Genomic DNA, 19,285 nt, shown 5'->3' with positions numbered 1-19,285 from the left:
CCGGGCATTCTGAAAGAGCTCAACTGCATCCATACCATTTATATTAGCAACCATCCTTCTTCGAAATTTCGCAGTTACTGCGTGTAACGGTCACCTTCTCACTCTTGGTCGGTGGTTTTCCAGGTTTTGTGCCTACCTTGAATTCACCTTTCGGATCATTGCTATGGTTTGTTTTGCTCTTCTGGAAGATCTCACCGGTTTTCTTGTTTTTGAACCCTTGGCTGCCCTTGAGCTTAGTGAAGGACTCGGGGGAGCTGTCTGGTGTTTGCACCCTATCACCAACTTTTCCCTTGGAAACAAGCCGCTTGACTCCTCTCTCTGCTGCACGACAAACCCTCGTAGCTGAGCATGCCACTGAAGCAACAACCGCGCCAGCGCTCTCGAGCGATGGGTTTTCGATTGCAGCCCCAATATCTCGTATAGTCGCCCGTGCATCTCTTCCTGTACCGAGTGGGTCCAATACATTACCTAAGACTGGGTCGTTCAACGCCGCCTCAATGCCGGCAGCAATATCTCGAAGCGACCGCTCCCCCGTGGGGTCGACGTTATTTATTGGATCATTTGCGACATAGGCATAGAGGTTGTACTGATCTTCATATCCGATGGGATCGGTTTGGAGGAAGCGGCCGAGGGTAGGTGAGTAGATGCGGGCCTTGTAGTAATACATGCCGATCTTGGGGATCCAGGCCTGGCCGGTGTAGCGGAAGCGGCCCTTGGTCGCGATGTCATTGCCTGAGGCAGTGTCCGGGATGCCAAATTCGTCATAAGTGTTGACGGCGAGCGGTGTGCTGCTGTTTGTGACAAGAACGATACTGCCACGTGGGTCTGCGCGAAGTAGGCGCAGCGCGCTGTTTGCTGTCGACGAGCCTTCGAAGGTGAAGAGCGGATCATCAGCCTCAACATTGTTGCCATGGACATGGCGTCGCAGCAGGGTGCCATTCGCAGCATATTCTGCAACCAATGCATTGCCGTCGTAGACAAACTTCACCGGGCTCCCGGAGCCATCCGCAACCCAACGCAAACGGCCAAGCGGATCATACCGTAGATCAGCTTCCAATGCGCCTGCGTAAGACAAAGCGCTGCAATTGGTATTGATCTGGGTGCGCTTAGCCACGAGCCTATTCTCAACATCATAGAGATAGACGTATCCGCCATCAGCGGTGAGATTGCCATTCGCGTCGTAACAGAAGCTTGCCCCGCCTGCCCCAGTGTATTGATTGAGACCGTTGGTGGTATAGCTGCGGTTCAAGTTAACATGGCCATCCCAGGAATAGCTGTCATTGTTCTGCGTTTCAGAAGCAATCTGAGAAGCAGGATTGCGCGTGTAACTCCACGTCACATCACTCGAGCTACCAGCTGGGTTGTGACTGATGCTGCTTAGCCGTCCGCTGGGATCATACCCATAGGTTGTCCAGAACCCAGCGCCGTGTGTGTGCTGCAAACCTCTGCTGTTGTAGCTGAACGTGGCCATACCGGCACTGCCATTGCGCTGGACCAGCGTTGTACGGTTCAGCCCGTCGAGGGCATATGTGAAGTACTGCCCATCAGGATGCGTGATCCTGGTCCGATTGCCATTGGCATCGTATTGATACCAAAGGTACCGACCAATATTGGTCATGGTGTCGTAGGTTTTTGTCAGCCTGCCAAACCCGTCATATTCATTGGTCTGACCAGGCGCTCCATTCGCAAGCGAGTCAAAGCGCGTTCTAAGTGGCAGCCCGCGCAGATCGTAGCTGTAATGAACATCGCGCGTATGGCTTGCTGACAGCCCAGCCCGTTCCGGCACGATCTTCGCTGTCATCCGGTTGAGGTTGTCGTACTGGTAGCTGATGGTTGAGCCATCGCGTTTGCGCAGGCTTAGCCGATTGCCGTTGTTGTCGTAGGTATAGGCTTCGTAATCACCAACGTTGAGCGCGCCTGCGCTGGACATGGCGCTCGCAGGTGTTGCATCGTTGAAGCTGCTCGGCCGCGTCTTGGAGGGGAACACCCAGCGGTTCTGCCGGTCATGTCCGTCATAGCGCAGCTCAGCGCGGTTGCCATTGGCATCGACCACTTGAGCGATCTGACCATTGGCGGTGTAGCTATAGGTCGAGTCTGCGACCTCAATCGGTGTTCCCACCGCCTTGCGGTTCTGCAGCACCTGGCCAGCGGCATCATAAATCGTCTTGGTAATCCGGTCAGGGCCATCGCTGCCCTGCGTGCCCAAAGTACAGGCGCTGGCAGAAAGCGAACCATAGACAGCCGGGTTCATACGGAGGGCTGTGCATTCAAGACGGCCAACACTGTCATAGCTATATTGGGTAAGGCTAACCGTAACCCCGTTTGAGCCCTTTACGCGATCAGTCAGCTTGCGATTGGACGCATCGTAAGTGGTCTCAGCGGTGGTGTGGATCGTAAAGCCGGTCCATTGGGTGTGTGGATCGTAGGCTTCGCTCTTCCAACTGGAAAGCTCTCCGCTCTCAACCTTGGTCACATTACCGCGCGCATCATAGCTTGTGCGGGTGGCGAGATACTTAAGCGCGCCGCCGCCATCAGGATCGGGAGCTATCGTACCCACAACACGGCCCGCTGCGTCGTAGCGCGTGGCCGAAGTGTAAGGAGAGGGGCTTGCCTGCGCGGCAGCCATTGTCGGCAGTACTGCTGCGCTAAGCCCAGCAAGAGCGAGTATGGTTAGCTTCTTCATATCCCGCCCCCTCACTGACAGCTCGTCAGACCAGCCTTGGGCTGGGTCTCGGAGATCTGGCGGCCATATTCATCAAGGCCGTAACACGTGCGCAATGTCTGCCCGTCAGCAGTCACCGCCATGCCCACACGGAACAGATTGCTGCCCTTGCTGGAGCTTCCGTTCTGATACTCATAGGTGGTCACCACCTCATCCGAGGCTCCGCCAGCGCAGCCGCTACCCGAGGCAGCGGTGCTCTTGCAAAACTCTTCAGAGATCAGCACCCAAACAGGCGTTGATGCTCGCCTATAACTGCCACTGCTGTTCTTAAACCAAGCATAGCGCTGAGCGTAGGTATAGCGGGTCTGCGGCCTGATACCGCTGCTATCGGCTGGCTGCGTTGCAGTCAGCATGCCCCCATGCTGACTTGCATAGGTGTAGTTGGTTGTGTTGCCCTCAGCATCCGTGGTCGAAGTCGGCTTGTTGCAGGTCTTGCGCGTCGTCGATGTACAGCTCGATGCATAGGAGGCGCTGGCAACGATGTTGGTGTTGCCCGAGCCTGCCACCGGCTTGCTCAACGTTTGCGACAGATTACCGCCCACATACGTAAATTCCATCCGGCGGCCATTGGGTAGCACCTGCGCCTCTGGCAGCGGATCGACAAAAAAGCCTGGCTCGCCAACCATAAACTCGCGCGTAGTAACCCGGCCAAGCGGATCGGTTATTTGCTTAACCCGCCCAAGATGATCGCGGCCCAGCGTTGTTACGGCGCCATCAGCATCGGTCACGCTAAGAACCTGCGTTGAGTTTGGCGAACCAGTCGGCTCAATCGGGCAGTTCGGAGTTGGATCAAAGCTAAAGGTATAGGTCTCGCCAGTTGCCAGCGTTTGCGAGATCACCTGATCAAAGCGCTTCACATTGGCTGTCGGTGTATTGGGCTGCGGCTGACAGACATTATAGGTATTGCTGACCAGGCAGCTCGATTGTCCGGCCTGCTTGATGCAGCTTATGTGATCACGCGAGGAGTATTGATACTGCGTTGTATCGCCCACGGCGCTTGTGGCCGAGACAAGCTGGGGCGGCTTTCCGCTGGGGAAGGTATAGCCGTAACTCACCGACTGCACACCCGCCGGACAGTTCGAGGCTGGCAGCACATAATGCTCCGCCAGATTGACTACGCAGGCCTTTGACCAGGTATTAGCTGTGCCTTGCTCAAATAGGATGGCTTGCGCGCGGCTGGAGAAGACGGCCTTGGGCTGGCCGTTCGATGAGTAGTGATAGGTGAGCTTTGTTCCGTCCGCTGCCAGCCAGCTCTCAATCCGATAGCCATTGCTCACAGTTGCAAACATCAGTTCTGCGCCATCGCTTGCGATATAGCGATGCTTGCCATTGGATAGGTACGTCAGCGTATCGCGTCTACGCGAGTCCGGCTCATAGGGGCCAGGCGACTGCACGGAAGAATCCAGAAAGCCAATGGAGCCGGTTCCGAGCACCACGCTCGTATTGACCCATTCAGGTTCATTCGTGGGATCAGGAAAGCCGCCGCCTGGATCAAGATCGCCTGCGCCCTCAATGGCTGTCGCTCTTGCGGTTATCCGTCCATAGATATTGGTCGACCAGCCTTGTGTGCGCACGCCTGAGGCATTGGCTAGGCCCACATCCATATCGCTGCGATAGCTGCGCGTGAGGCTCAGCGCTTGAGGCCATTCACCCTGGCCAATAGCAAGATCAGCCTCGCTGTAATTATAGGCCCCGCTATCAATGCTGACGCCGGTTGGCGTCTCAGTATCGAAGGACGGCGGCGGCTCAGGACCATCAGGGCCAGATTGGGCGCTAGCGCTGTATGGAGACAGCGCCAGACCAGCAGTTAGAGCAAGCACGCTTGCGCTTATGCCATGACGGTGTTTGCTAAGGCTGAGAGCAGCTTTCATCATGTTCCTCATCATGAGGCTGCTCACCTCAAAAGTTTCATCTCCAGCCAATGAGGCGGACCTAAGCTCGAAGCGCGCCTGAGGTTTTGTTGTCATATTTCGTGGAGAACCTTGCTTGCTTTAATGCTGTACGGTGGAATGAGCGATTGGTCGCAGCTGCGCCGATCAGCGCGGCCCAAAGAAGATCTGCTATTGGGTAGGGGGACAGGTTGGCTGCGAATTACCGCTCGCCGCCTTATATTCTTTGCGATTGCCGGCCTTGTCGTAGCAGATCACCGACTTCTTCTTGTCATTGCTACCACCAGCGGTCTCGACCTTAATCAGGCGGCCCTGCGCATCATAAGTATAGGTCTCAGTGCTCGATTGCGCATTGACTTGCGAAGCAATAGCCAAACACCCAGCGCTTGCTGTCACCAACAAGAATAAACGAACCATACGCCCAATACCCCCAAATATTAGTTGGACTTCAAAGTTTACATTTGTGAGATCAAGTCAACTGACCAACCGCGAACCCGAAGACGTAGTAATTGTAAGTTTGCGACAAAAAACCAACCTCCGCCGAGGAGACGCAGTCTTGAAAGCCTGTGAATAAGTTCTTTCAGAAAACTCCCGAAAGCCGCTCAAATGACCAAGGGGCTACGCAGCAATGAGCCAAGGCTGGCTAAGAATAGCCCCAAATGATCGGGCGAAGGGGGAAGGTGATTCGCGTATATTCCCACCGACTTGTGCCCAACCTCATTTGCAGGAACCATCCCACCTCACTATCCAATGCTCGTGAGCCAGCGAGAGCCCCCAAAGCTCCTTAGCGCTGGCTCACACCAGCCCTCATGAATGTCTGGAATCCATCCCAATCTCGGACGTTAGCTATCTTGCGCTGACCGCTTAAAAGCGGATGTATTCTAAATCTCAAGCGTTTCTGGGAAATCCTTGACCGCTCGATCAAAGAGTTCGCTTGGATCAACATTCATCGCTTTAGCTAAGACGTAGAATTCGACCACATCAACACGTCTCTGACCCCGTTCGATGTTGCTGACGTAGCTCTGATTCTTGCCAAGTTTTTTAGCAACATCAGCCTGACGCAGGCCTGCCTTCTGTCGAGCTTCGATCAACACCTCAACAAGCTTCTCGTTCGCTTTTGTGAACAGTGATCTCGACATTTTCGCTCGTGCTTCGAAACGAGCGTTTGCCTACATGCGATAATCGGATATGCAGTTTTTGCATTTCAGGGAGAGGCAATCGTGAGAGTTATCGTCGATCTATACCGCTATTTGATCATAGGCATTTTTGCTCTTGTGATCATCGGAGCCACGTTCGGTCTTGTGAGGGGTCTGAACACTGGCTTTCTCGGAACAGAAACTGGCATACTTTGGGTCTTCGCTGCGATATTGATTATTGTCCTCATGATCTTGAGCCTTGGTATGGTAGCGGTCGCGATCTCGATCCATGATCGCTACTCTGAGGTCGGGTCAGAGATTGAACGAATTGCCGACCTCATGGAATATCGTGGAATTGCTCTGCGTGAGAATTCCGATGGCAACTGATTCAGGCGCTCATTGGAAGATCGGTCTTGTTTTTTGCGCTTGCTGCGTAGCTGTCGGTACAGGGCTGGCCTTTGTTGGCAGCACTGACGAAAGCCCGCCAACAACCGTGGCCACTTCAACGACAGCAACATTGAATGAGAATGAGGGACTTGTAGAAACAGCAAATCAGTCCGTTGAGAGTATAACGTTGGATGACTCAACAGCTGAACTGGAAACTGAAGCCTTAGAGCATTCCGCCTATCTGGAGGCGCATGCCAATATGGCTGCAGCTGCCGAAAGCGCTAGTAATGAACTGTCCGCTTCTGGGGTTGAAGTCGGTATGACTTACGGTGAAGCATACCGCAAATTGAATGCTGCTGGTATCTCAGCCCGATCACGATCTGATATGATTGCCACAGGTTATCAATGCTCAAGTGAAGATCTCGAGAACGGTTGTGTCGACCATGCCAATCTGGAAAATTGCTCGCTTGTTCCTCATCCCGAAGTTGAAAGTAGCTCCACCCATCTTTGCAGATTCGTGTTCGACGGAAAGTACGGTGGATCGATAACGGTAGATACTAACGGTGTAGATCAAAGTTCGTTAGTCACTGAAATATGGAGCCACGCGGCCTACTAGGCCGTCGAACACTGCTACGTCGGAACAATGAATTACAACAGCTCTTTACATGCCTCCTTTCTCAAATCGTTTTCTAATCGCAGACGACGCTTGCTGAAGCTGCTCATCTAGCTTCCCGGCTAGCGTCATACCGCGAACTTCACACAAAGCATGTTCAACCTCGTCAAGGTTTTGGCATTCGATGGAGACCATTCCCTTCTGCAGTTCGATGGATTGCTTTCCGTATTTAATCGGAAGGTAGTAAGTTCCGTCGGTGGACATCCAAAGCCACGAGGCTCTTGGCCTTTGTCCTTCTATGATCTGACGGACATAGCCGATTTGTTGGTCAATCCGGTGAACTAGCCGTTCACGGCGTTGGATTTCTGGAGAGATTGTCTTTGGACGGCTCTTCGATGTTAGCTTCAGTTTCATTGGTATTCCTCCTTTGCTGACAAGGGAGGTCCAACCAGGCGATTGAAAAAACAACGATTTTAATCGCTCAACCAACCAAACTCTGATCGCTTAGCATTCTTCGGTGATTGCTTGCCGCTATGGGTTCGCTCTCGTGACTTGGTAAGCTCACTTGCTGCTGAAACATTAGTGGTGTGACCATAGTGCTTTTCCAGCATCGATACGGACGTTCCCATGTTCTGAGCCAATGCATAGTGATTGGTTCCTTCCTGAAGTCGAAAGGTCGCGTAGGTGTGTCTGAGGGAATAAACGGTTCTCTTGTCACCAAACGTGTCTCTTTCCACGCCAGCCGACTTGATCAGAGAATTGAACGATTTCTTGAAGCTCTTGATCGGTGACCCATCAGGATGGCAGAATATGTAGTTGTCTAAAGCAGGCTCGGTATTCTCTCCTTTCAAATTGCTTAGCTCAGCAACTCTAAGATCAAATATCCTCTTGAGATATTTCTTCACGTCGGTGTTTCTGGCCACAACTTCACGAATGCCAGTCTTTCCTCGAACGGTAAGAACGATGATCGATTTCCCCTGTTCATCACCCAGTTCCTCCCGGACATCACGCCATTTCAATCCATGGGCTTCACCGACACGAATTCCTGTATTGCCGAGGATCAGAACATAATCTCTCAACATAGAACGGTCTCTGAGGGTCTTTCTGTTCGTTACTTTCACAAACTCCCGGAAATGCCGGACCAGCCTTCTCCACGTATTAGAATCGAAATGAGGACGTCTTGATGGTTGGGTTTTGATTTTTGGTAACTTCGGAAGCTCGTCCAGAAAGCCAGCTTCGACACACCAATTTAAGAAGTGTCTCAGATCAGACTGAATCCTTCTGATCGAATTTTCTGAAAGTGACCCTTTGGTCGAGTTTTTTGAAAGCTCTTCATAGAGCTGTGAGATCAACCTGGTATCAAGCTGATCGAATGTCTTCTTCTCCAAGAATGATCGGCATCTCTCGATCAGCAGTAGCTTGTAGTGGATGGATAGCATCGAACGCTTGGATTCGAATCTCTGAACATACTCATCGATAGCTTTCCCGATCCGTTCTCCCTGCTGCTTGGGACCACTGAGGGATTTGACGAGTTCATCGTGATAAAGATCATCAGCAAACTTGTAGGCTTCATGTTCATCGGTCGTTCGGGTGGATCGATAAACATATCCCTTTCGGTTCGGAACTTTGATCCGACACATCCAAGTCTTCTTTTTGTAGTCCTCTCGGATAAACAGATAGATAGCTCCATCCTTGAAAGTTCTTGATTCCAAGACATTCTTTTCCGAGTTGACCTTCGCTTTCGATTCCGATTCACCACTGCCAAATCGCTGATCTGAACTTTCCTCGGCCAAGCTATTCCCTCCAAAATCGGATATCCGAATGCGATCCGTATATGCACGAAATCGCACTCCCAGAAAACTGGGCTCAAATAATCAACTGATTTATAAGGAAAATGGAGCGGGCGAGGCGATTCGAACGCCCGACCCCAACCTTGGCAAGGTTGTGCTCTACCCCTGAGCTACGCCCGCTCACTGACGCTCGCAATGATCAACCTGAAACGGCCCTGATCACTGGGGAGGCGGCGCGATTAGCAGCGGTCTTTATTTGGTGCAAGCACTATTATTAGCCGCGCCAAGACTTGATGCCTGACCCTTCACATTCGCATGGAAACATCCCACATAAGCGGCCAGCAAACAGAATTTGGAAGGACTGATCGTGGCAAGCATGGGCCTTAACATTGAAGAGCAAAAAGCGGTCGACCGATTCCGCCAAGAAGTGGTCGAGCCGTCCATGTCGAAACTGGTGGTCCTCGACTTTTGGGCCGAATGGTGCGGACCGTGCAAAGCGCTGACCCCAGTGCTGGAGAAAGTCTGCGGTGAATATGCCGATAAGGACGTGATCCTTGCCAAGGTGAATGTCGATGAAGAGCAATTCATCGCCAGCCAGTTTCAGGTCAAATCGATCCCGACCGTCTATGCGTTGTTCCAAGGCCAACCGGTTGCGGACCTGACCAATGCGCGCAGCGAAGGCCAGCTTAAGCAAATGCTCGATCAGCTGCTTGAAAAGCTGCCGCTTGGCGAAGGTGCCCCGACCGAACCGGGCGCACCAACGCCTGAGCAAATCGCAAAAATGGTCGAAATGGGCGAGCGGTCGCTGACCGATGGTGATCTGGAACAGGCGCTCGCCGCATTCGGACAGGTCGTTCAGTTCGATCCCACAAATGCCGCCGCGATTGGCGGGATGATCCGCACTCAGATTGCTGGCGGCCAGACCGACGAAGCAAAGCAGATGCTCGAAGCGGTGGAGACCAGCCCTGAACTCGAAGGCATCAAAGCTGACCCCGCGATCGCTGCCGCCAAAGCCGCTCTGGAGCTAGCCAGCACGGCTGTGGACGATGGTGAGCTGGGCGCTTTGCGCGACACGGCCAAAGCAGATCCTGCCAATATGGACGCACGCCTTGCCTTCGCAGAGGCAGCCTATGCCGGCGGTCAAAAAGACGAGGCGGCTGACGAATTGCTCGCCATGGTCCAAGCAGACCGCGAATGGAACGAGGGCGCGGCGCGCGCCAAATTGCTCCAGATTTTCGAGGCTATTGGCCTGGAGGATGAGTGGGTGGTGGCCACTCGCCGCCGGCTTTCCCGGATCCTGTTCAGCTAAAACGCGTTACACTATTATGCGGCTCTCGATTTTCCCCCTGCCCGGCGCAATCCTGTTTCCTGGATTGCAATTGCCGCTGCACATTTTTGAGCCGCGTTACCGCGCAATGACGACCGATGCGCTCGCAAGAGACCGCCGGATTGCGATGATCCAGCCGCAGCGCGGCGGCGATGATGCGCCGCTTTACGAAGTCGGGTGTATCGGCCGGATTGAGGATGTCGAGGCGATGGAAGACGGACGCTTCAACCTGCTGCTGACCGGCGAAAAGCGCTTTCGCATGACCCGCGAGCTCGATGCAGGCACGGCGTTTCGTCAAGTGGAAGCCGAGGTGATTGAAGAACAAGAGGATCAGGTGCTTGCCGCAGTCGAGCGCGCCGCCTTTGAGCAGGAGGCGCGGCGTTTCGCCGATATTCAAGGCTATAGCGTCGACTGGGATTCGGTTGAGCGGCTCGATGACACTTCGCTGATCAATGGGGTCTCACAAATCGCGCCTTTTGATGTTGCGTCCAAACAAGCGCTGCTCGAAGCAAAAGATATCTCGGATCGCTGCGATATGCTGATCCAGCTGATGCAGTTTTTCTCTCTCCGCGACGGCGGAGACGACAAAGTCACCCTCCAGTAAAGAGGAAATAGGTCACAGCGCATGACGCGACGCGGCGTCGCACAATAGCGCTTTTACAATGTAGGAAAACTAACTATCTGGTTAGTTATGCCGCAACAGCTCCCCATCACCACCAAAGCACAAGCCACCCGCCAGCGCATCCTAGAGGCAGCGGCTGGCATGTTTTGGCGGCGTAGTTTTCATGGCGTGGCTATTGACGACGTCGCGGTGAAAAGCGGCGTGAACAAAGCGACTATCTACCGCTATTACCTCGATAAAGCTGAGCTCGCCCTTGCCGCTGTCGTCTACAATGGTGAGAGCGTGATCGCCGACATTTTTGAGCCTGCTTTCACCAAGCACTCCGGCCCAGACGACCGGTTGGCCGCAATCTATGGCTGCCTTTACGAAGCGCACCGTCGCTTCGCTGAGGAGGAGGGCGATATGTTCGGCTGTCCGATAGCCAGCCTCGCGCTGGAGCTTGGCCAGGACATCCCGGAGGTGCGCGAGGAAGCGCACCGCATATTCAGCCATATCGAAAGCTATTTGCTCACAATCGCCGAAGACGCGTTAAAGCTGCGCAGCGATCTACAGTGGCAGCCACCTGAGCTTGCCCGAATGCTTGTCCAACAATTGCACGGCGCATTTACATCAGCGCGCCTCGCGCGAGAAGCAGAGCGCGTCCTTGATGCAGGTAACGCCTCCCTAACATTGATCGGCAGTGCAATGCGGCTGCATCCTGAAGGAACGAACATCCTATGAATCTTCCCCTCTACACCGCCGTGCTTGGCGCTTTTCTCATCGTGCTGCAGGTCATCCTTATGCTCTCAGTTGGCCTGCACCGCGCGAAAGGCCAGTTCATCGGCAATGGTGACGATCGCGATTTGGAGCGCAAGGTCCGTCGACACGGCAATCTTGCCGAAAACTCAGGGCTGTTTCTGGTCGTGCTGGCCCTGCTTGAAATCATCGCGGGCCAAACCAGCTGGGTGCTAGGCTTGTGCATTCTGTTCGGTGCTGCGCGCCTCCTCCATGCGGTCGGGTTTTCCTCCCTCGCCGGGTCGCATGGAGAGGATTTGACCGGTGCGCGCAAAGCCTTTGCAGGAATGCGGGCGATGGGCGCCTTCGGAACACTGGCGACCGCTCTGGGAGCAGCCGGCGCAATCGTAGTGACACAGGTTTAATCAGCAGGCGCTTCTCCAAGACTGGCCAGCAAAGTCGTCAGTACGGTGAAGCCATTACGCTCAGCAGACTTGCGATTATAGTTGCGCGTCTGGACGACCAGCACCGCATCGAAAGATGGCACAAGCGCGACCATATTGCCGCCATTGCCTTTCATCATCAGCGCCGGGACATACCCTGATTTTGAACGCAGAAGCGTAGCCCACCAAAGGTTAGAGTAATGCACATGCTCGCCCAATTGATGGCGCGGGGTGAGCATGTGCTGCAGCCATTCCTTCGAAACGATTTGCTGACCCTGCCACTCACCACCATCGAGCACCATGCGTCCAATCTTGAGAAGAGCGGTATCCGAGATGGTAAGCTGACCTCCCGATTGCACTTCTCCGGAGCGTGAGCGTCGCCACTCGGCACCGTCAATGGCTAGCGGATCGAAGAGGCGGCGCTCGACATATGCATCAAACGCTTCGCCGGTTGCTGCTTCGACGACCTGACCAAGCAGGAATACGCCCGCTGTGCAGTAAGAAAATGGCCCGTCACCATCCTCATCTCGCACAAATTCGCGGGCAGGCAGGCTAAGGGCAAAATCGCGCCAGATACGGGTGCGGTACATCTTCTCCTCTTGCCCGGGCGAACGCCGTTCCCAGTCATTGCAATCGAGCGCTGAGGCCATGCCGAGCAAATCTGCAACCGTGATTGCGTCGAAAGGAGCGCCGCGTTCAGACCCCAGCAACGGCCAGACCTTCGTATCAAGGCCCGGCAATGCTCCATCATCTATCGCCATCCCGACAGCGATCGCAGTGATCGATTTGCCCGCCGATTTGATATCAACAGGCCTGCCTGGCTCGGCCTTGTCGAAGCGTTCGCGATAAATTGTCTCGCCGCTCTGCTCAATTGCCGCTGCCTTGATCTTGCCCAGCTCGCCTTCGGAAATGGCATCTTCGAGCTGCGCGATGCTCCAGTCTGGGATTGGCTGTGCCATGGTCACGCTGGGGCAAACGAGCAATGATGCGCTTGCCATCGCCACAATGTGTCTCAATATACCGATGATTGCCCCCTAGTCCGAACGCACAATCTCTCGGCGGGTTGGCGCAGCTGTCCTGAACCGATCCAGAACCGGCTAAATCCCGAAGCTGCCTTTAAGCCCATCAATCACATATTGCGCGGCGAGCGCGGCGAGCAACACGCCCAATAACCGCGTGACGACCGCCTCTACCCTGTCACCGAATAGCCGCATCAATGGCCCCGCAGCGATCAAAGCGACCATGGTGATGAGCAGCACACTCGACAATGCGCCAAGCACCATCAGCGACTGATCAAAATTCTGCGCTTCATTCATCAGCAGCATGATCGCCGCTATTGCGCCCGGCCCAGCCAGCATAGGCATCGCCATCGGGAACACCGAAACGTCTTCGACCTCCGGGTCAGCAGCAACCTTCTCCGCGCGTTCCTCGCGGCGCTGCGTGCGTTTTTCAAACACCATTTCAAACGCGATCCAAAACAGCATCAGACCGCCTGCAATACGGAAGCTATCAAGTTCGATATGGAGTGCGCCGAGCAAATCCTCGCCAAAGAGCGCGAATATCAGCAGGATGACGGCCGCAATCAAGCTGGCGCGGATCGCCATATTGCGCGCTTGCGCTGGGGTAGCGCCCTTGGTCAACCCGGCATAAATCGGTGCGCAACCTGGCGGGTCAATCACCACGAACAGCGTCACAAAAGCGGAGATGAAAAGCTCGCTCATATGTGCTGGCTCAGCCTTCGGGCGGTGAGGTCAAGGCCTCTTCCAATGGGGTTTGCCATCTGCCACCGGAGTAGAAATCCACCGCGACATATTTGGTGCCGTCCGGCTGATGTTCCCAGCGCCAACGCAAGGTTCCATCACGCGAGAGGATAGCGTTCTGCGGGTGCTCACTCGCGAGTGATAATGCTGGCGGCGGTGGAACTTCTCTGCCGCGCGTGCAGTCTGCGACCAAGCCGCGGATCGTATCAAGCGCCTCAACAACGATAGCGCCTTCAGGAATGTCTGGCTCTACTCTAGGCGCGGGCTGCGGATCATCGCGCCCGGCCACATCATATTGCCAGCGGTAGGAGCCGTCACTCTGCCGCTTCCAAACGGTGACATAATTGCCGACTTTGCGTTCGGCATCCATGAAGCGGCCTTGGCTCACCGCGAGCGCGCCATCGCAGCTCATCACCACGGTGCGCGTTGACCAAGCAGCGGATTGCTCAGGATTGCGAAGGCGGCCCAAAGTCGTGGCTGCATCGACCGGGCCATTACGCCCATGCAGAACAGCGCCCGGTGCGGCATAGTCGAGAGTGGCCGTCCACTGCCCCTGTTCTTGGGCAGCGCGTGCAAAGCCCAATTCGGTCGCGACAATCCTGCTAGGTTGCGCTGCGCCCGGCGCATTGGCAACGGCTCGCTCCCATCGCTCAATTACTTGGCGGGGCGGCCCGCCGCTCGCGCAGCTTGCCAGCAATATGCCTAGCGATAATGCGATTATTGCTCTCATAGCTCGGAAGGAACCTCCAGATTGGCGTTGCGATACGCCGCGACCAGCGTGTTACGCAGCAATACAGCGATAGTCATTGGCCCAACCCCGCCAGGCACCGGCGTAATCGCTCCCGCCTTCTCACAGGCCTCATCATAAGCAACATCGCCCACCAGCCGACCTTTCTCGGCGCCAGGTTCAGGCGGCAAGCGGTTAATGCCAACATCAATCACGGTTGCGCCGTCTTTCAGCCAATCTGCCTTGACCATCTCGGCCCGTCCCACCGCAGCGACCACAATGTCCGCACGCTTCACCACCTCGGGCAAATCTTTGGTCCGGCTATGCGCGATTGTGACAGTCGCATTGGCATCGAGCAGAAGCTGCGCCATCGGCTTGCCGACCAGAATAGAACGGCCAATAACCACGGCGTTCATTCCGGTGAGATCGCCAAGCTGATCTTTGAGCAGCATTAGACTGCCCAGAGGCGTACACGGAACCAGCCCATCGAGCCCCAGCGCGAGGCGACCCGTGCTGGTGGGGGTCAGGCCGTCCACATCCTTTTCCGGCACGATCCGATCGACAACGCGCTGTTCATCAAGATGATCCGGCAGCGGCAATTGCACGAGAATGCCATCCACTGCCGGGTCAGCATTAAGCTGTTCGACAAGCGTGAGCAGATCCGCCTCGCTAGTGCCGGCAGGCAGGCGATGCTCAAAGCTCGCCATATGCGCCGCGACAGTGGCCTTGCCTTTACTGCGAACGTACACTTGGCTCGCCGGGTCTTCACCCACGAGCACTACCGCGAGGCCAGCCTTGCGGCCCGCCGCTTGTTCAAATGCGCTGGCAAGTTCGCCCACACGCTCTCTCAAAGTGGCAGCGAAAGCTTTGCCGTCGATCCGGATTGCGGCCATATGCTTACATGCCCCGGATGATGCCGGACAGCACGATCAGTATAACGTTGAGCAGGATAATCAGCACCAGCGGCGCAAAATCAATCGCGCCTGTGCTCGGCATGATCCTGCGAATTGGGCGCAGGACCGGCTCAAGCAATTGGTTGATCGCATTGTAGAAGCTCGCCAGAAACTGATTGGACTGGTTCACGACATTAAACGCAAACAAGAGGCCAATGATGAACTGGATGATCACGAGCATCACCAGAACATTGGTGAGCATGCTGATAATATCGTAAATTGTATAAAGCGCCTGCATATCGGCATGTGTCCTTATTGCTTGCAGCCCGTCTTAGCCAAGTAAGACGGCTGCTGCCAACTCGCAAGGTCTGCTTATCCTTAGCGGGCCAAACTTTACGCTGCGCTGATCAGAGTGCCCGCACCGCGCGCCGTGAAGAACTCGAGCAGCATAGCATGGGGCACGCGCCCATCGAGCACAACCGCGGCCTCGCAGCCTGCCTCAACCGCCTTTACGCAGGTCTCCAGCTTGGGGATCATCCCGCCTGCGATGGTTCCGTCTTGCTGGAGCTTCGCGATATCAGCGGGGTTCAAATCACTGAGCAGTTCGCCCTGTTTGTCGAGCACACCAGCGACATCGGTCAACAGAAACAGCCGCGCTGCGCCCAGAGCCGCTGCCAGAGAGCCCGCCATCGTGTCCGCATTAATGTTGTAGGTATGGCCATCTTCGCCCGCACCGATTGGCGCGATTACCGGGATCATGCCGCTGGCAATGGCGGTATCAATCACGCTGATGTCGACCTTGGCAGGTTCACCGACAAAGCCCAGATCCAAAGCTTGCTCAATCAGGCTTTCCGGGTCCTTCTGCGTGCGCTGAAGCTTGGTCGCGACCACCAAATTGCCGTCTTTGCCCGACAGACCAATCGCCTTGCCGCCCGCTTTGGCCAGCCAGCCGACTAATTGTTTGTTGATCGCGCCGGACAGGACCATTTCGGCCACTTCCGCCGTCGCCTTGTCTGTCACCCGCAAGCCGTCGACGAATTTCGTCTCTACACCCAGCCGCTCAAGCATCTGGCCGATTTGGGGGCCACCCCCATGAACCACCACAGGGTTGATTCCGACAGCCTTCAGCAGAACAATATCGCTGGCAAATTCCATCGCCGCGGTTTCATCACCCATGGCATGGCCGCCATATTTTACGACAAAGGTCTTCCCTGCATAACGCTGAAGATAGGGCAGTGCTTCAATCAGCGTTTCTGCCTTGTGACGAATGCCCGCCATAGTGTCGCTTTCTGCGCTCATGAGATTGCCTGTCGGTTAGTTGCGACGTGTAGTGCGAAAAATGCGCTTAGCCCGCTTCAAACCGACATGCAAAACGGTTTCGCATGGTCCGCCTAAAGCGTAACCTTCTATAGAATCGCAACGAACCTGCGGTTCGAGGGTAGAGCACTATTGCGCTACTCCGCCTGAGAACAAAGGACTTGATATCATGGCAAATCTCAAAACTGCAGCACACTTCGGAACTGCGATTATGGCTGGCCTTGCGGTAGCCGCATGCGGCGGCGCAGCTGAAGACGGCGACGCAATGGCTGAAAAAGAAGCAATGGCCGAAGAGGGCGCGATGGCAGAAACTGCCGATGCGGACGCTGAAATGGTTGCTGCTGCTGAAACGGCTGGCGACAAAGAGAAGTGCTACGGCATCTCACTCGCTGGAGCGAACGACTGCGCGGCTGGCCCGGGCACAAGCTGTGCTGGCACGTCGACCGTCGATTATCAAGGCAATGCCTGGACTTATGTCGACGCGGGCTCTTGCGAAACTACCGAAACACCAAACGGCACTGGCTCGCTTGAGCCAATCGAAGCCTAAGTTTCACTCAGGCTATTTGACAAGGTAATGGGCGGGTCGCCATTGCAGCGCGGCCCGCCTAGTGCCACACTGCGCGTTATGAAACGACACAGTGGCCTTATCGCATTGTCTGCCTGCATCCTTTCTGGATGCTCCCAAACTGATCCTAACCCGCAAGGGACCTTTTGGTCAGCGCTGCAGTCCCATTGCGGCAAAGCCTATTCTGGTAGGCTGGTTAGTAGAGACGAAATTGATGCCGACATGCGCGGCAGAGCCATGATTATGCATGTCGCTGAATGCTCAGACACATTGATCGAAATTCCCTTCCATATCGGCGACCCGAGTGATGGCTGGGATCGCAGCCGCACGTGGCAAATCACCAGAACTGAAGCCGGACTTCGCCTCAAACACCGCCATGCTCACCGCGATGGCTCGCTTGACCAGGTCACCAATTATGGCGGAGATGCGGTGGATGCAGGCGCTTCACGCGCGCAGGACTTTCCGGCCGATAGCGAAAGCATCAGACTGTTCCAACAAACCGGACTTGAGCCATCGGTTGCCAACACATGGCGGATCGAAGTTGATGGTGCTGAGAGCGATGCTGAACAGCCGACATTTGTGTATCAATTGCGGCGACCGGTTCCGCAGCGACGGTTGTTTCGTGTCGAATTTGACTTGAGCAAGCCTGTGGATCCGCCTCCCCCAGCGTGGTGAGTGTAGGAACGGCCTGTGGTTCGCCCCGCACGTTTTGACAAAAAGTGGCAAAGCCGCCGCAAGCGCGGCAAGCTATTGCGTCGATTGGGCTGGTGGATCGTTATCATCGGCCTCGTATTTGCCGCATGGTGGGCAGGGCTTATTCCCAATATGGCAACGCGCGATGCGCGCACCGTCGACCAGACTTTTGGTATTTGCGGGCAAGGCGGTGGCAGCGCCGCCTGCGTGCCCGATGGCGACACTATCGTCTTTGGAGGCGGCGAAACCCGCCGCCGTGTGCGCTTAACCGGCTTTGATGCACCCGAAATGGATGGAAAATGCGAGGCCGAACGTCGGCATGCGGCCAAGGCCCGCGCCGCCCTCGCGCAATGGCTGAACGCGAACCCTTTCCAATGGGATGGCGGCGATGAACCGCCCTACGACAAATATGGCCGCGAACTGCGCGCTGCATGGCGCGAGATGCCCAATGGCGATGGAGATATCCGCCGCGAATGGCTCGCTGACCATATGATTGCGCGCGGGCTAGCCAGCCAAAGCGGTTGGGGCGCAGCGGAAAATGACTGGTGCGAGCCTGCCTGAATGCATTCACTATGCCCTCGCCAAGCCCCATTGCGCTATGCCTCACGCTTGATACACTATGCCTCGCAATGCGCGGCCACCACTTTCTCCGCGCGATAAGGGGACACTACTATGAGCGGTACGCAAGAAAGGCCCACTGGCCAACAGACTGGCGGCACAGTAAAGTTCGGCGATCAATCGGCTGAGCGCCGCCCATCCGGCGGCCCGCCCAGCGCTGGTGGAGGGTTCGATCTGAACCGCCCTACGATCATCAGCCTATGCTACCTCGGCAGCATTATTACCGGTATTTCTGGCATTGTGGGCATTGTCCTTGGCCATGTGTGGAAAGGTGAAGGCGAAGGCGGCAGCAATGAAAGCTGGATGACATCGCATTACACTTACCTGATCCGAACTTTCTGGATCGGTTTTGCAGCCTCTATCGCCGCGACCGTATTGTCAGTGATCCTTATTGGCTTTCTGCTGTTCCCAGTCATCGCAGTCTGGGTACTGGTACGCAGCGTCATGAGCATGCTCAAGGCGCAGAAACAGGAGCCGATGCCAGACCCCGAAACACTAATGTTCTAAGCTAAGGCGGCGCATCATTTGTGCGCATGTGATGGTGCGCATGACGCACTAGTGCCTTCTCTTTCGGAGGGGTAACATGCGCGCATGGCAAAGGTCTTCGCATGCGATGTGCCCTCGAGCAGTCTGCTCGCCGGTTTCGGCGGGCCAGAGAATTATCGCGATTGTTTTGCGCGCGATGTCCCCTCTGCGGTCAGCCTGAGTAACTTCATCGAGGCATTTTATACCAGCGCTGTTTTCCGGCCAGAGCGTCTCGCATTGGGCCTAATAAGGCGCGGTGCAAACAATGCCGATGCAGCTAAGCTAGCGCGCGGTGAAGCAGCTAATTTTGCCGCCTGGGATGTGATTGACCGGACTGAAACCGAGATACTGCTGCGCGACTTCCAAGGCGCAACTGCAAGCTGGCTCTGCGTTCAGCCAGACGGCGACGGTTCAACCCGCCTGCTCTTCGGCAGTTGGCTGCGCGAACCGGATCGCACGATCGTCCGCGCGCTTATCCCGTTTCATATGTGGTACTCCCGCGTACTGCTGGGCGGCGTTTCAATCTAAATCAGCGCCCTTTTTA

At 55.5% G+C, this 19,285-nt stretch carries 23 protein-coding genes and 1 tRNA gene; 11 read left to right on the top strand and 13 right to left on the bottom strand.

The features are described from left to right. Window positions 1–43 precede the first annotated feature (43 nt). The 4 genes from ACFCXQ_RS04685 to ACFCXQ_RS04670 form a co-directional block, all read right to left on the bottom strand. A complete protein-coding gene (locus tag ACFCXQ_RS04685) occupies window positions 44–2,683 on the bottom strand; it encodes an RHS repeat domain-containing protein (RefSeq protein ID WP_379553562.1) in 2,640 nt (879 codons plus the stop codon). Between the two features lie 11 nt (window positions 2,684–2,694). Further along, window positions 2,695–4,596 (bottom strand): hypothetical protein, encoded by a 1,902-nt coding sequence (locus tag ACFCXQ_RS04680; RefSeq protein WP_379553560.1) that lies wholly within the window; start codon window positions 4,594–4,596, stop codon window positions 2,695–2,697. A gap of 186 nt (window positions 4,597–4,782) precedes the next feature. Further along, on the bottom strand, window positions 4,783–5,028 hold the full coding sequence (locus ACFCXQ_RS04675; RefSeq protein ID WP_379553559.1) for a hypothetical protein: 246 nt from the start codon (window positions 5,026–5,028) through the stop codon (window positions 4,783–4,785). Between the two features lie 464 nt (window positions 5,029–5,492). Further along, window positions 5,493–5,750: a helix-turn-helix domain-containing protein gene (locus ACFCXQ_RS04670; protein ID WP_379553557.1), complete on the bottom strand. Its 258-nt coding sequence runs from the start codon at window positions 5,748–5,750 to the stop codon at window positions 5,493–5,495. 81 nt (window positions 5,751–5,831) lie between these two features. On the opposite strand from ACFCXQ_RS04670, the gene ACFCXQ_RS04665 reads away from it, so the two are divergent. Further along, window positions 5,832–6,134, top strand: a complete 303-nt coding sequence (locus tag ACFCXQ_RS04665) for a hypothetical protein (protein WP_379553555.1) — start codon at window positions 5,832–5,834, stop codon at window positions 6,132–6,134. Beyond that, window positions 6,124–6,750, top strand: a complete 627-nt coding sequence (locus ACFCXQ_RS04660; RefSeq protein ID WP_379553553.1) for a hypothetical protein — start codon at window positions 6,124–6,126, stop codon at window positions 6,748–6,750. The genes ACFCXQ_RS04665 and ACFCXQ_RS04660 overlap by 11 nt, the downstream gene beginning before the upstream one ends. A gap of 45 nt (window positions 6,751–6,795) precedes the next feature. On the opposite strand, the gene ACFCXQ_RS04655 is transcribed toward ACFCXQ_RS04660, so the two are convergent. The 3 genes from ACFCXQ_RS04655 to ACFCXQ_RS04645 form a co-directional block, all read right to left on the bottom strand. After that, window positions 6,796–7,161: a hypothetical protein gene (locus ACFCXQ_RS04655; protein WP_379553551.1), complete on the bottom strand. Its 366-nt coding sequence runs from the start codon at window positions 7,159–7,161 to the stop codon at window positions 6,796–6,798. A 59-nt stretch (window positions 7,162–7,220) separates the two neighbouring features. Further along, window positions 7,221–8,540: a tyrosine-type recombinase/integrase gene (locus ACFCXQ_RS04650; protein WP_379553550.1), complete on the bottom strand. Its 1,320-nt coding sequence runs from the start codon at window positions 8,538–8,540 to the stop codon at window positions 7,221–7,223. A gap of 102 nt (window positions 8,541–8,642) precedes the next feature. After that, window positions 8,643–8,717: transfer RNA gene (locus ACFCXQ_RS04645), tRNA-Gly, on the bottom strand. Window positions 8,718–8,913: 196 nt separating this feature from the next. On the opposite strand from ACFCXQ_RS04645, the gene ACFCXQ_RS04640 reads away from it, so the two are divergent. The 4 genes from ACFCXQ_RS04640 (at window position 8,914) to ACFCXQ_RS04625 (ending at window position 11,625) form a co-directional block, all read left to right on the top strand. Then, entirely contained in the window at window positions 8,914–9,846 is a 933-nt protein-coding gene (locus ACFCXQ_RS04640; protein ID WP_379553548.1) for a tetratricopeptide repeat protein, read from the top strand. Window positions 9,847–9,862: 16 nt separating this feature from the next. Next, window positions 9,863–10,468 carry an LON peptidase substrate-binding domain-containing protein gene (locus tag ACFCXQ_RS04635; RefSeq protein ID WP_379553546.1) on the top strand — a complete coding sequence of 202 codons (606 nt, stop codon included), beginning with the start codon at window positions 9,863–9,865 and terminating at the stop codon, window positions 10,466–10,468. 87 nt (window positions 10,469–10,555) lie between these two features. After that, complete coding sequence (locus tag ACFCXQ_RS04630) at window positions 10,556–11,206, top strand: TetR/AcrR family transcriptional regulator (RefSeq protein ID WP_379553544.1); 651 nt, start codon at window positions 10,556–10,558, stop codon at window positions 11,204–11,206. Then, window positions 11,203–11,625, top strand: coding sequence for an MAPEG family protein (locus tag ACFCXQ_RS04625; RefSeq protein WP_379553542.1), 423 nt, complete (start codon window positions 11,203–11,205; stop codon window positions 11,623–11,625). The genes ACFCXQ_RS04630 and ACFCXQ_RS04625 overlap by 4 nt, the downstream gene beginning before the upstream one ends. On the opposite strand, the gene ACFCXQ_RS04620 is transcribed toward ACFCXQ_RS04625, so the two are convergent. The 6 genes from ACFCXQ_RS04620 to argB form a co-directional block, all read right to left on the bottom strand. Next, window positions 11,622–12,641, bottom strand: coding sequence for a serine hydrolase domain-containing protein (locus tag ACFCXQ_RS04620; RefSeq protein WP_379553540.1), 1,020 nt, complete (start codon window positions 12,639–12,641; stop codon window positions 11,622–11,624). The two genes, ACFCXQ_RS04625 and ACFCXQ_RS04620, sit on opposite strands and share 4 nt — an antisense overlap. Before the next feature lie 99 nt (window positions 12,642–12,740). After that, complete coding sequence (locus tag ACFCXQ_RS04615) at window positions 12,741–13,364, bottom strand: MarC family protein (RefSeq protein WP_379553538.1); 624 nt, start codon at window positions 13,362–13,364, stop codon at window positions 12,741–12,743. Window positions 13,365–13,374: 10 nt separating this feature from the next. Beyond that, window positions 13,375–14,133: a hypothetical protein gene (locus ACFCXQ_RS04610; RefSeq protein ID WP_379553536.1), complete on the bottom strand. Its 759-nt coding sequence runs from the start codon at window positions 14,131–14,133 to the stop codon at window positions 13,375–13,377. Further along, entirely contained in the window at window positions 14,130–15,023 is an 894-nt protein-coding gene (gene folD / locus ACFCXQ_RS04605) for a bifunctional methylenetetrahydrofolate dehydrogenase/methenyltetrahydrofolate cyclohydrolase FolD (RefSeq protein ID WP_379553535.1), read from the bottom strand. Before folD ends, ACFCXQ_RS04610 begins: the two co-directional genes overlap by 4 nt. Before the next feature lie 4 nt (window positions 15,024–15,027). Then, a complete protein-coding gene (locus ACFCXQ_RS04600) occupies window positions 15,028–15,321 on the bottom strand; it encodes a YggT family protein (RefSeq protein ID WP_379553533.1) in 294 nt (97 codons plus the stop codon). A gap of 95 nt (window positions 15,322–15,416) precedes the next feature. Next, complete coding sequence (argB, locus tag ACFCXQ_RS04595; RefSeq protein ID WP_379553531.1) at window positions 15,417–16,322, bottom strand: acetylglutamate kinase; 906 nt, start codon at window positions 16,320–16,322, stop codon at window positions 15,417–15,419. Between the two features lie 187 nt (window positions 16,323–16,509). Between argB and ACFCXQ_RS04590 the strand changes: the two genes are divergently transcribed. The 5 genes from ACFCXQ_RS04590 (at window position 16,510) to ACFCXQ_RS04570 (ending at window position 19,269) form a co-directional block, all read left to right on the top strand. Continuing rightward, complete coding sequence (locus tag ACFCXQ_RS04590; RefSeq protein ID WP_379553530.1) at window positions 16,510–16,887, top strand: BufA1 family periplasmic bufferin-type metallophore; 378 nt, start codon at window positions 16,510–16,512, stop codon at window positions 16,885–16,887. Window positions 16,888–16,965: 78 nt separating this feature from the next. Then, complete coding sequence (locus ACFCXQ_RS04585) at window positions 16,966–17,580, top strand: hypothetical protein (protein ID WP_379553528.1); 615 nt, start codon at window positions 16,966–16,968, stop codon at window positions 17,578–17,580. Between the two features lie 15 nt (window positions 17,581–17,595). Beyond that, window positions 17,596–18,159 carry a thermonuclease family protein gene (locus tag ACFCXQ_RS04580; protein WP_379553526.1) on the top strand — a complete coding sequence of 188 codons (564 nt, stop codon included), beginning with the start codon at window positions 17,596–17,598 and terminating at the stop codon, window positions 18,157–18,159. A 111-nt stretch (window positions 18,160–18,270) separates the two neighbouring features. After that, a complete protein-coding gene (locus tag ACFCXQ_RS04575) occupies window positions 18,271–18,723 on the top strand; it encodes a DUF4870 family protein (RefSeq protein WP_379553524.1) in 453 nt (150 codons plus the stop codon). Between the two features lie 84 nt (window positions 18,724–18,807). After that, window positions 18,808–19,269 carry a hypothetical protein gene (locus ACFCXQ_RS04570; RefSeq protein ID WP_379553522.1) on the top strand — a complete coding sequence of 154 codons (462 nt, stop codon included), beginning with the start codon at window positions 18,808–18,810 and terminating at the stop codon, window positions 19,267–19,269. Window positions 19,270–19,285: the final 16 nt, after the last annotated feature.

The organism is Qipengyuania rhodophyticola (assembly GCF_042493225.1).
Classification (GTDB): Bacteria; Pseudomonadota; Alphaproteobacteria; order Sphingomonadales; family Sphingomonadaceae; genus Erythrobacter.
The sequence above is the reverse complement of the archived record's forward strand: the minus strand, read 5'-3'. Positions and strand labels throughout refer to the sequence as shown.

Excerpts from the sequence above, each read along its gene's own strand:
- ACFCXQ_RS04685 (WP_379553562.1), bottom strand. The coding sequence starts at position 2,683 with ATGAAGAAGCTAACCATACTCGCTCTTGCTGGGCTTAGCGCAGCAGTA.
- ACFCXQ_RS04680 (WP_379553560.1), bottom strand. The coding sequence starts at position 4,596 with ATGATGAAAGCTGCTCTCAGCCTTAGCAAACACCGTCATGGCATAAGC.
- ACFCXQ_RS04675 (WP_379553559.1), bottom strand. The coding sequence starts at position 5,028 with ATGGTTCGTTTATTCTTGTTGGTGACAGCAAGCGCTGGGTGTTTGGCT.
- ACFCXQ_RS04670 (WP_379553557.1), bottom strand. The coding sequence starts at position 5,750 with ATGTCGAGATCACTGTTCACAAAAGCGAACGAGAAGCTTGTTGAGGTG.
- ACFCXQ_RS04660 (WP_379553553.1), top strand. The coding sequence starts at position 6,124 with ATGGCAACTGATTCAGGCGCTCATTGGAAGATCGGTCTTGTTTTTTGC.
- ACFCXQ_RS04655 (WP_379553551.1), bottom strand. The coding sequence starts at position 7,161 with ATGAAACTGAAGCTAACATCGAAGAGCCGTCCAAAGACAATCTCTCCA.
- ACFCXQ_RS04640 (WP_379553548.1), top strand. The coding sequence starts at position 8,914 with ATGGGCCTTAACATTGAAGAGCAAAAAGCGGTCGACCGATTCCGCCAA.
- ACFCXQ_RS04635 (WP_379553546.1), top strand. The coding sequence starts at position 9,863 with ATGCGGCTCTCGATTTTCCCCCTGCCCGGCGCAATCCTGTTTCCTGGA.
- ACFCXQ_RS04630 (WP_379553544.1), top strand. The coding sequence starts at position 10,556 with ATGCCGCAACAGCTCCCCATCACCACCAAAGCACAAGCCACCCGCCAG.
- ACFCXQ_RS04625 (WP_379553542.1), top strand. The coding sequence starts at position 11,203 with ATGAATCTTCCCCTCTACACCGCCGTGCTTGGCGCTTTTCTCATCGTG.
- ACFCXQ_RS04620 (WP_379553540.1), bottom strand. The coding sequence starts at position 12,641 with ATGGCAAGCGCATCATTGCTCGTTTGCCCCAGCGTGACCATGGCACAG.
- ACFCXQ_RS04615 (WP_379553538.1), bottom strand. The coding sequence starts at position 13,364 with ATGAGCGAGCTTTTCATCTCCGCTTTTGTGACGCTGTTCGTGGTGATT.
- ACFCXQ_RS04610 (WP_379553536.1), bottom strand. The coding sequence starts at position 14,133 with ATGAGAGCAATAATCGCATTATCGCTAGGCATATTGCTGGCAAGCTGC.
- folD (WP_379553535.1), bottom strand. The coding sequence starts at position 15,023 with ATGGCCGCAATCCGGATCGACGGCAAAGCTTTCGCTGCCACTTTGAGA.
- ACFCXQ_RS04600 (WP_379553533.1), bottom strand. The coding sequence starts at position 15,321 with ATGCAGGCGCTTTATACAATTTACGATATTATCAGCATGCTCACCAAT.
- argB (WP_379553531.1), bottom strand. The coding sequence starts at position 16,322 with ATGAGCGCAGAAAGCGACACTATGGCGGGCATTCGTCACAAGGCAGAA.
- ACFCXQ_RS04590 (WP_379553530.1), top strand. The coding sequence starts at position 16,510 with ATGGCAAATCTCAAAACTGCAGCACACTTCGGAACTGCGATTATGGCT.
- ACFCXQ_RS04585 (WP_379553528.1), top strand. The coding sequence starts at position 16,966 with ATGAAACGACACAGTGGCCTTATCGCATTGTCTGCCTGCATCCTTTCT.
- ACFCXQ_RS04575 (WP_379553524.1), top strand. The coding sequence starts at position 18,271 with ATGAGCGGTACGCAAGAAAGGCCCACTGGCCAACAGACTGGCGGCACA.
- ACFCXQ_RS04570 (WP_379553522.1), top strand. The coding sequence starts at position 18,808 with ATGGCAAAGGTCTTCGCATGCGATGTGCCCTCGAGCAGTCTGCTCGCC.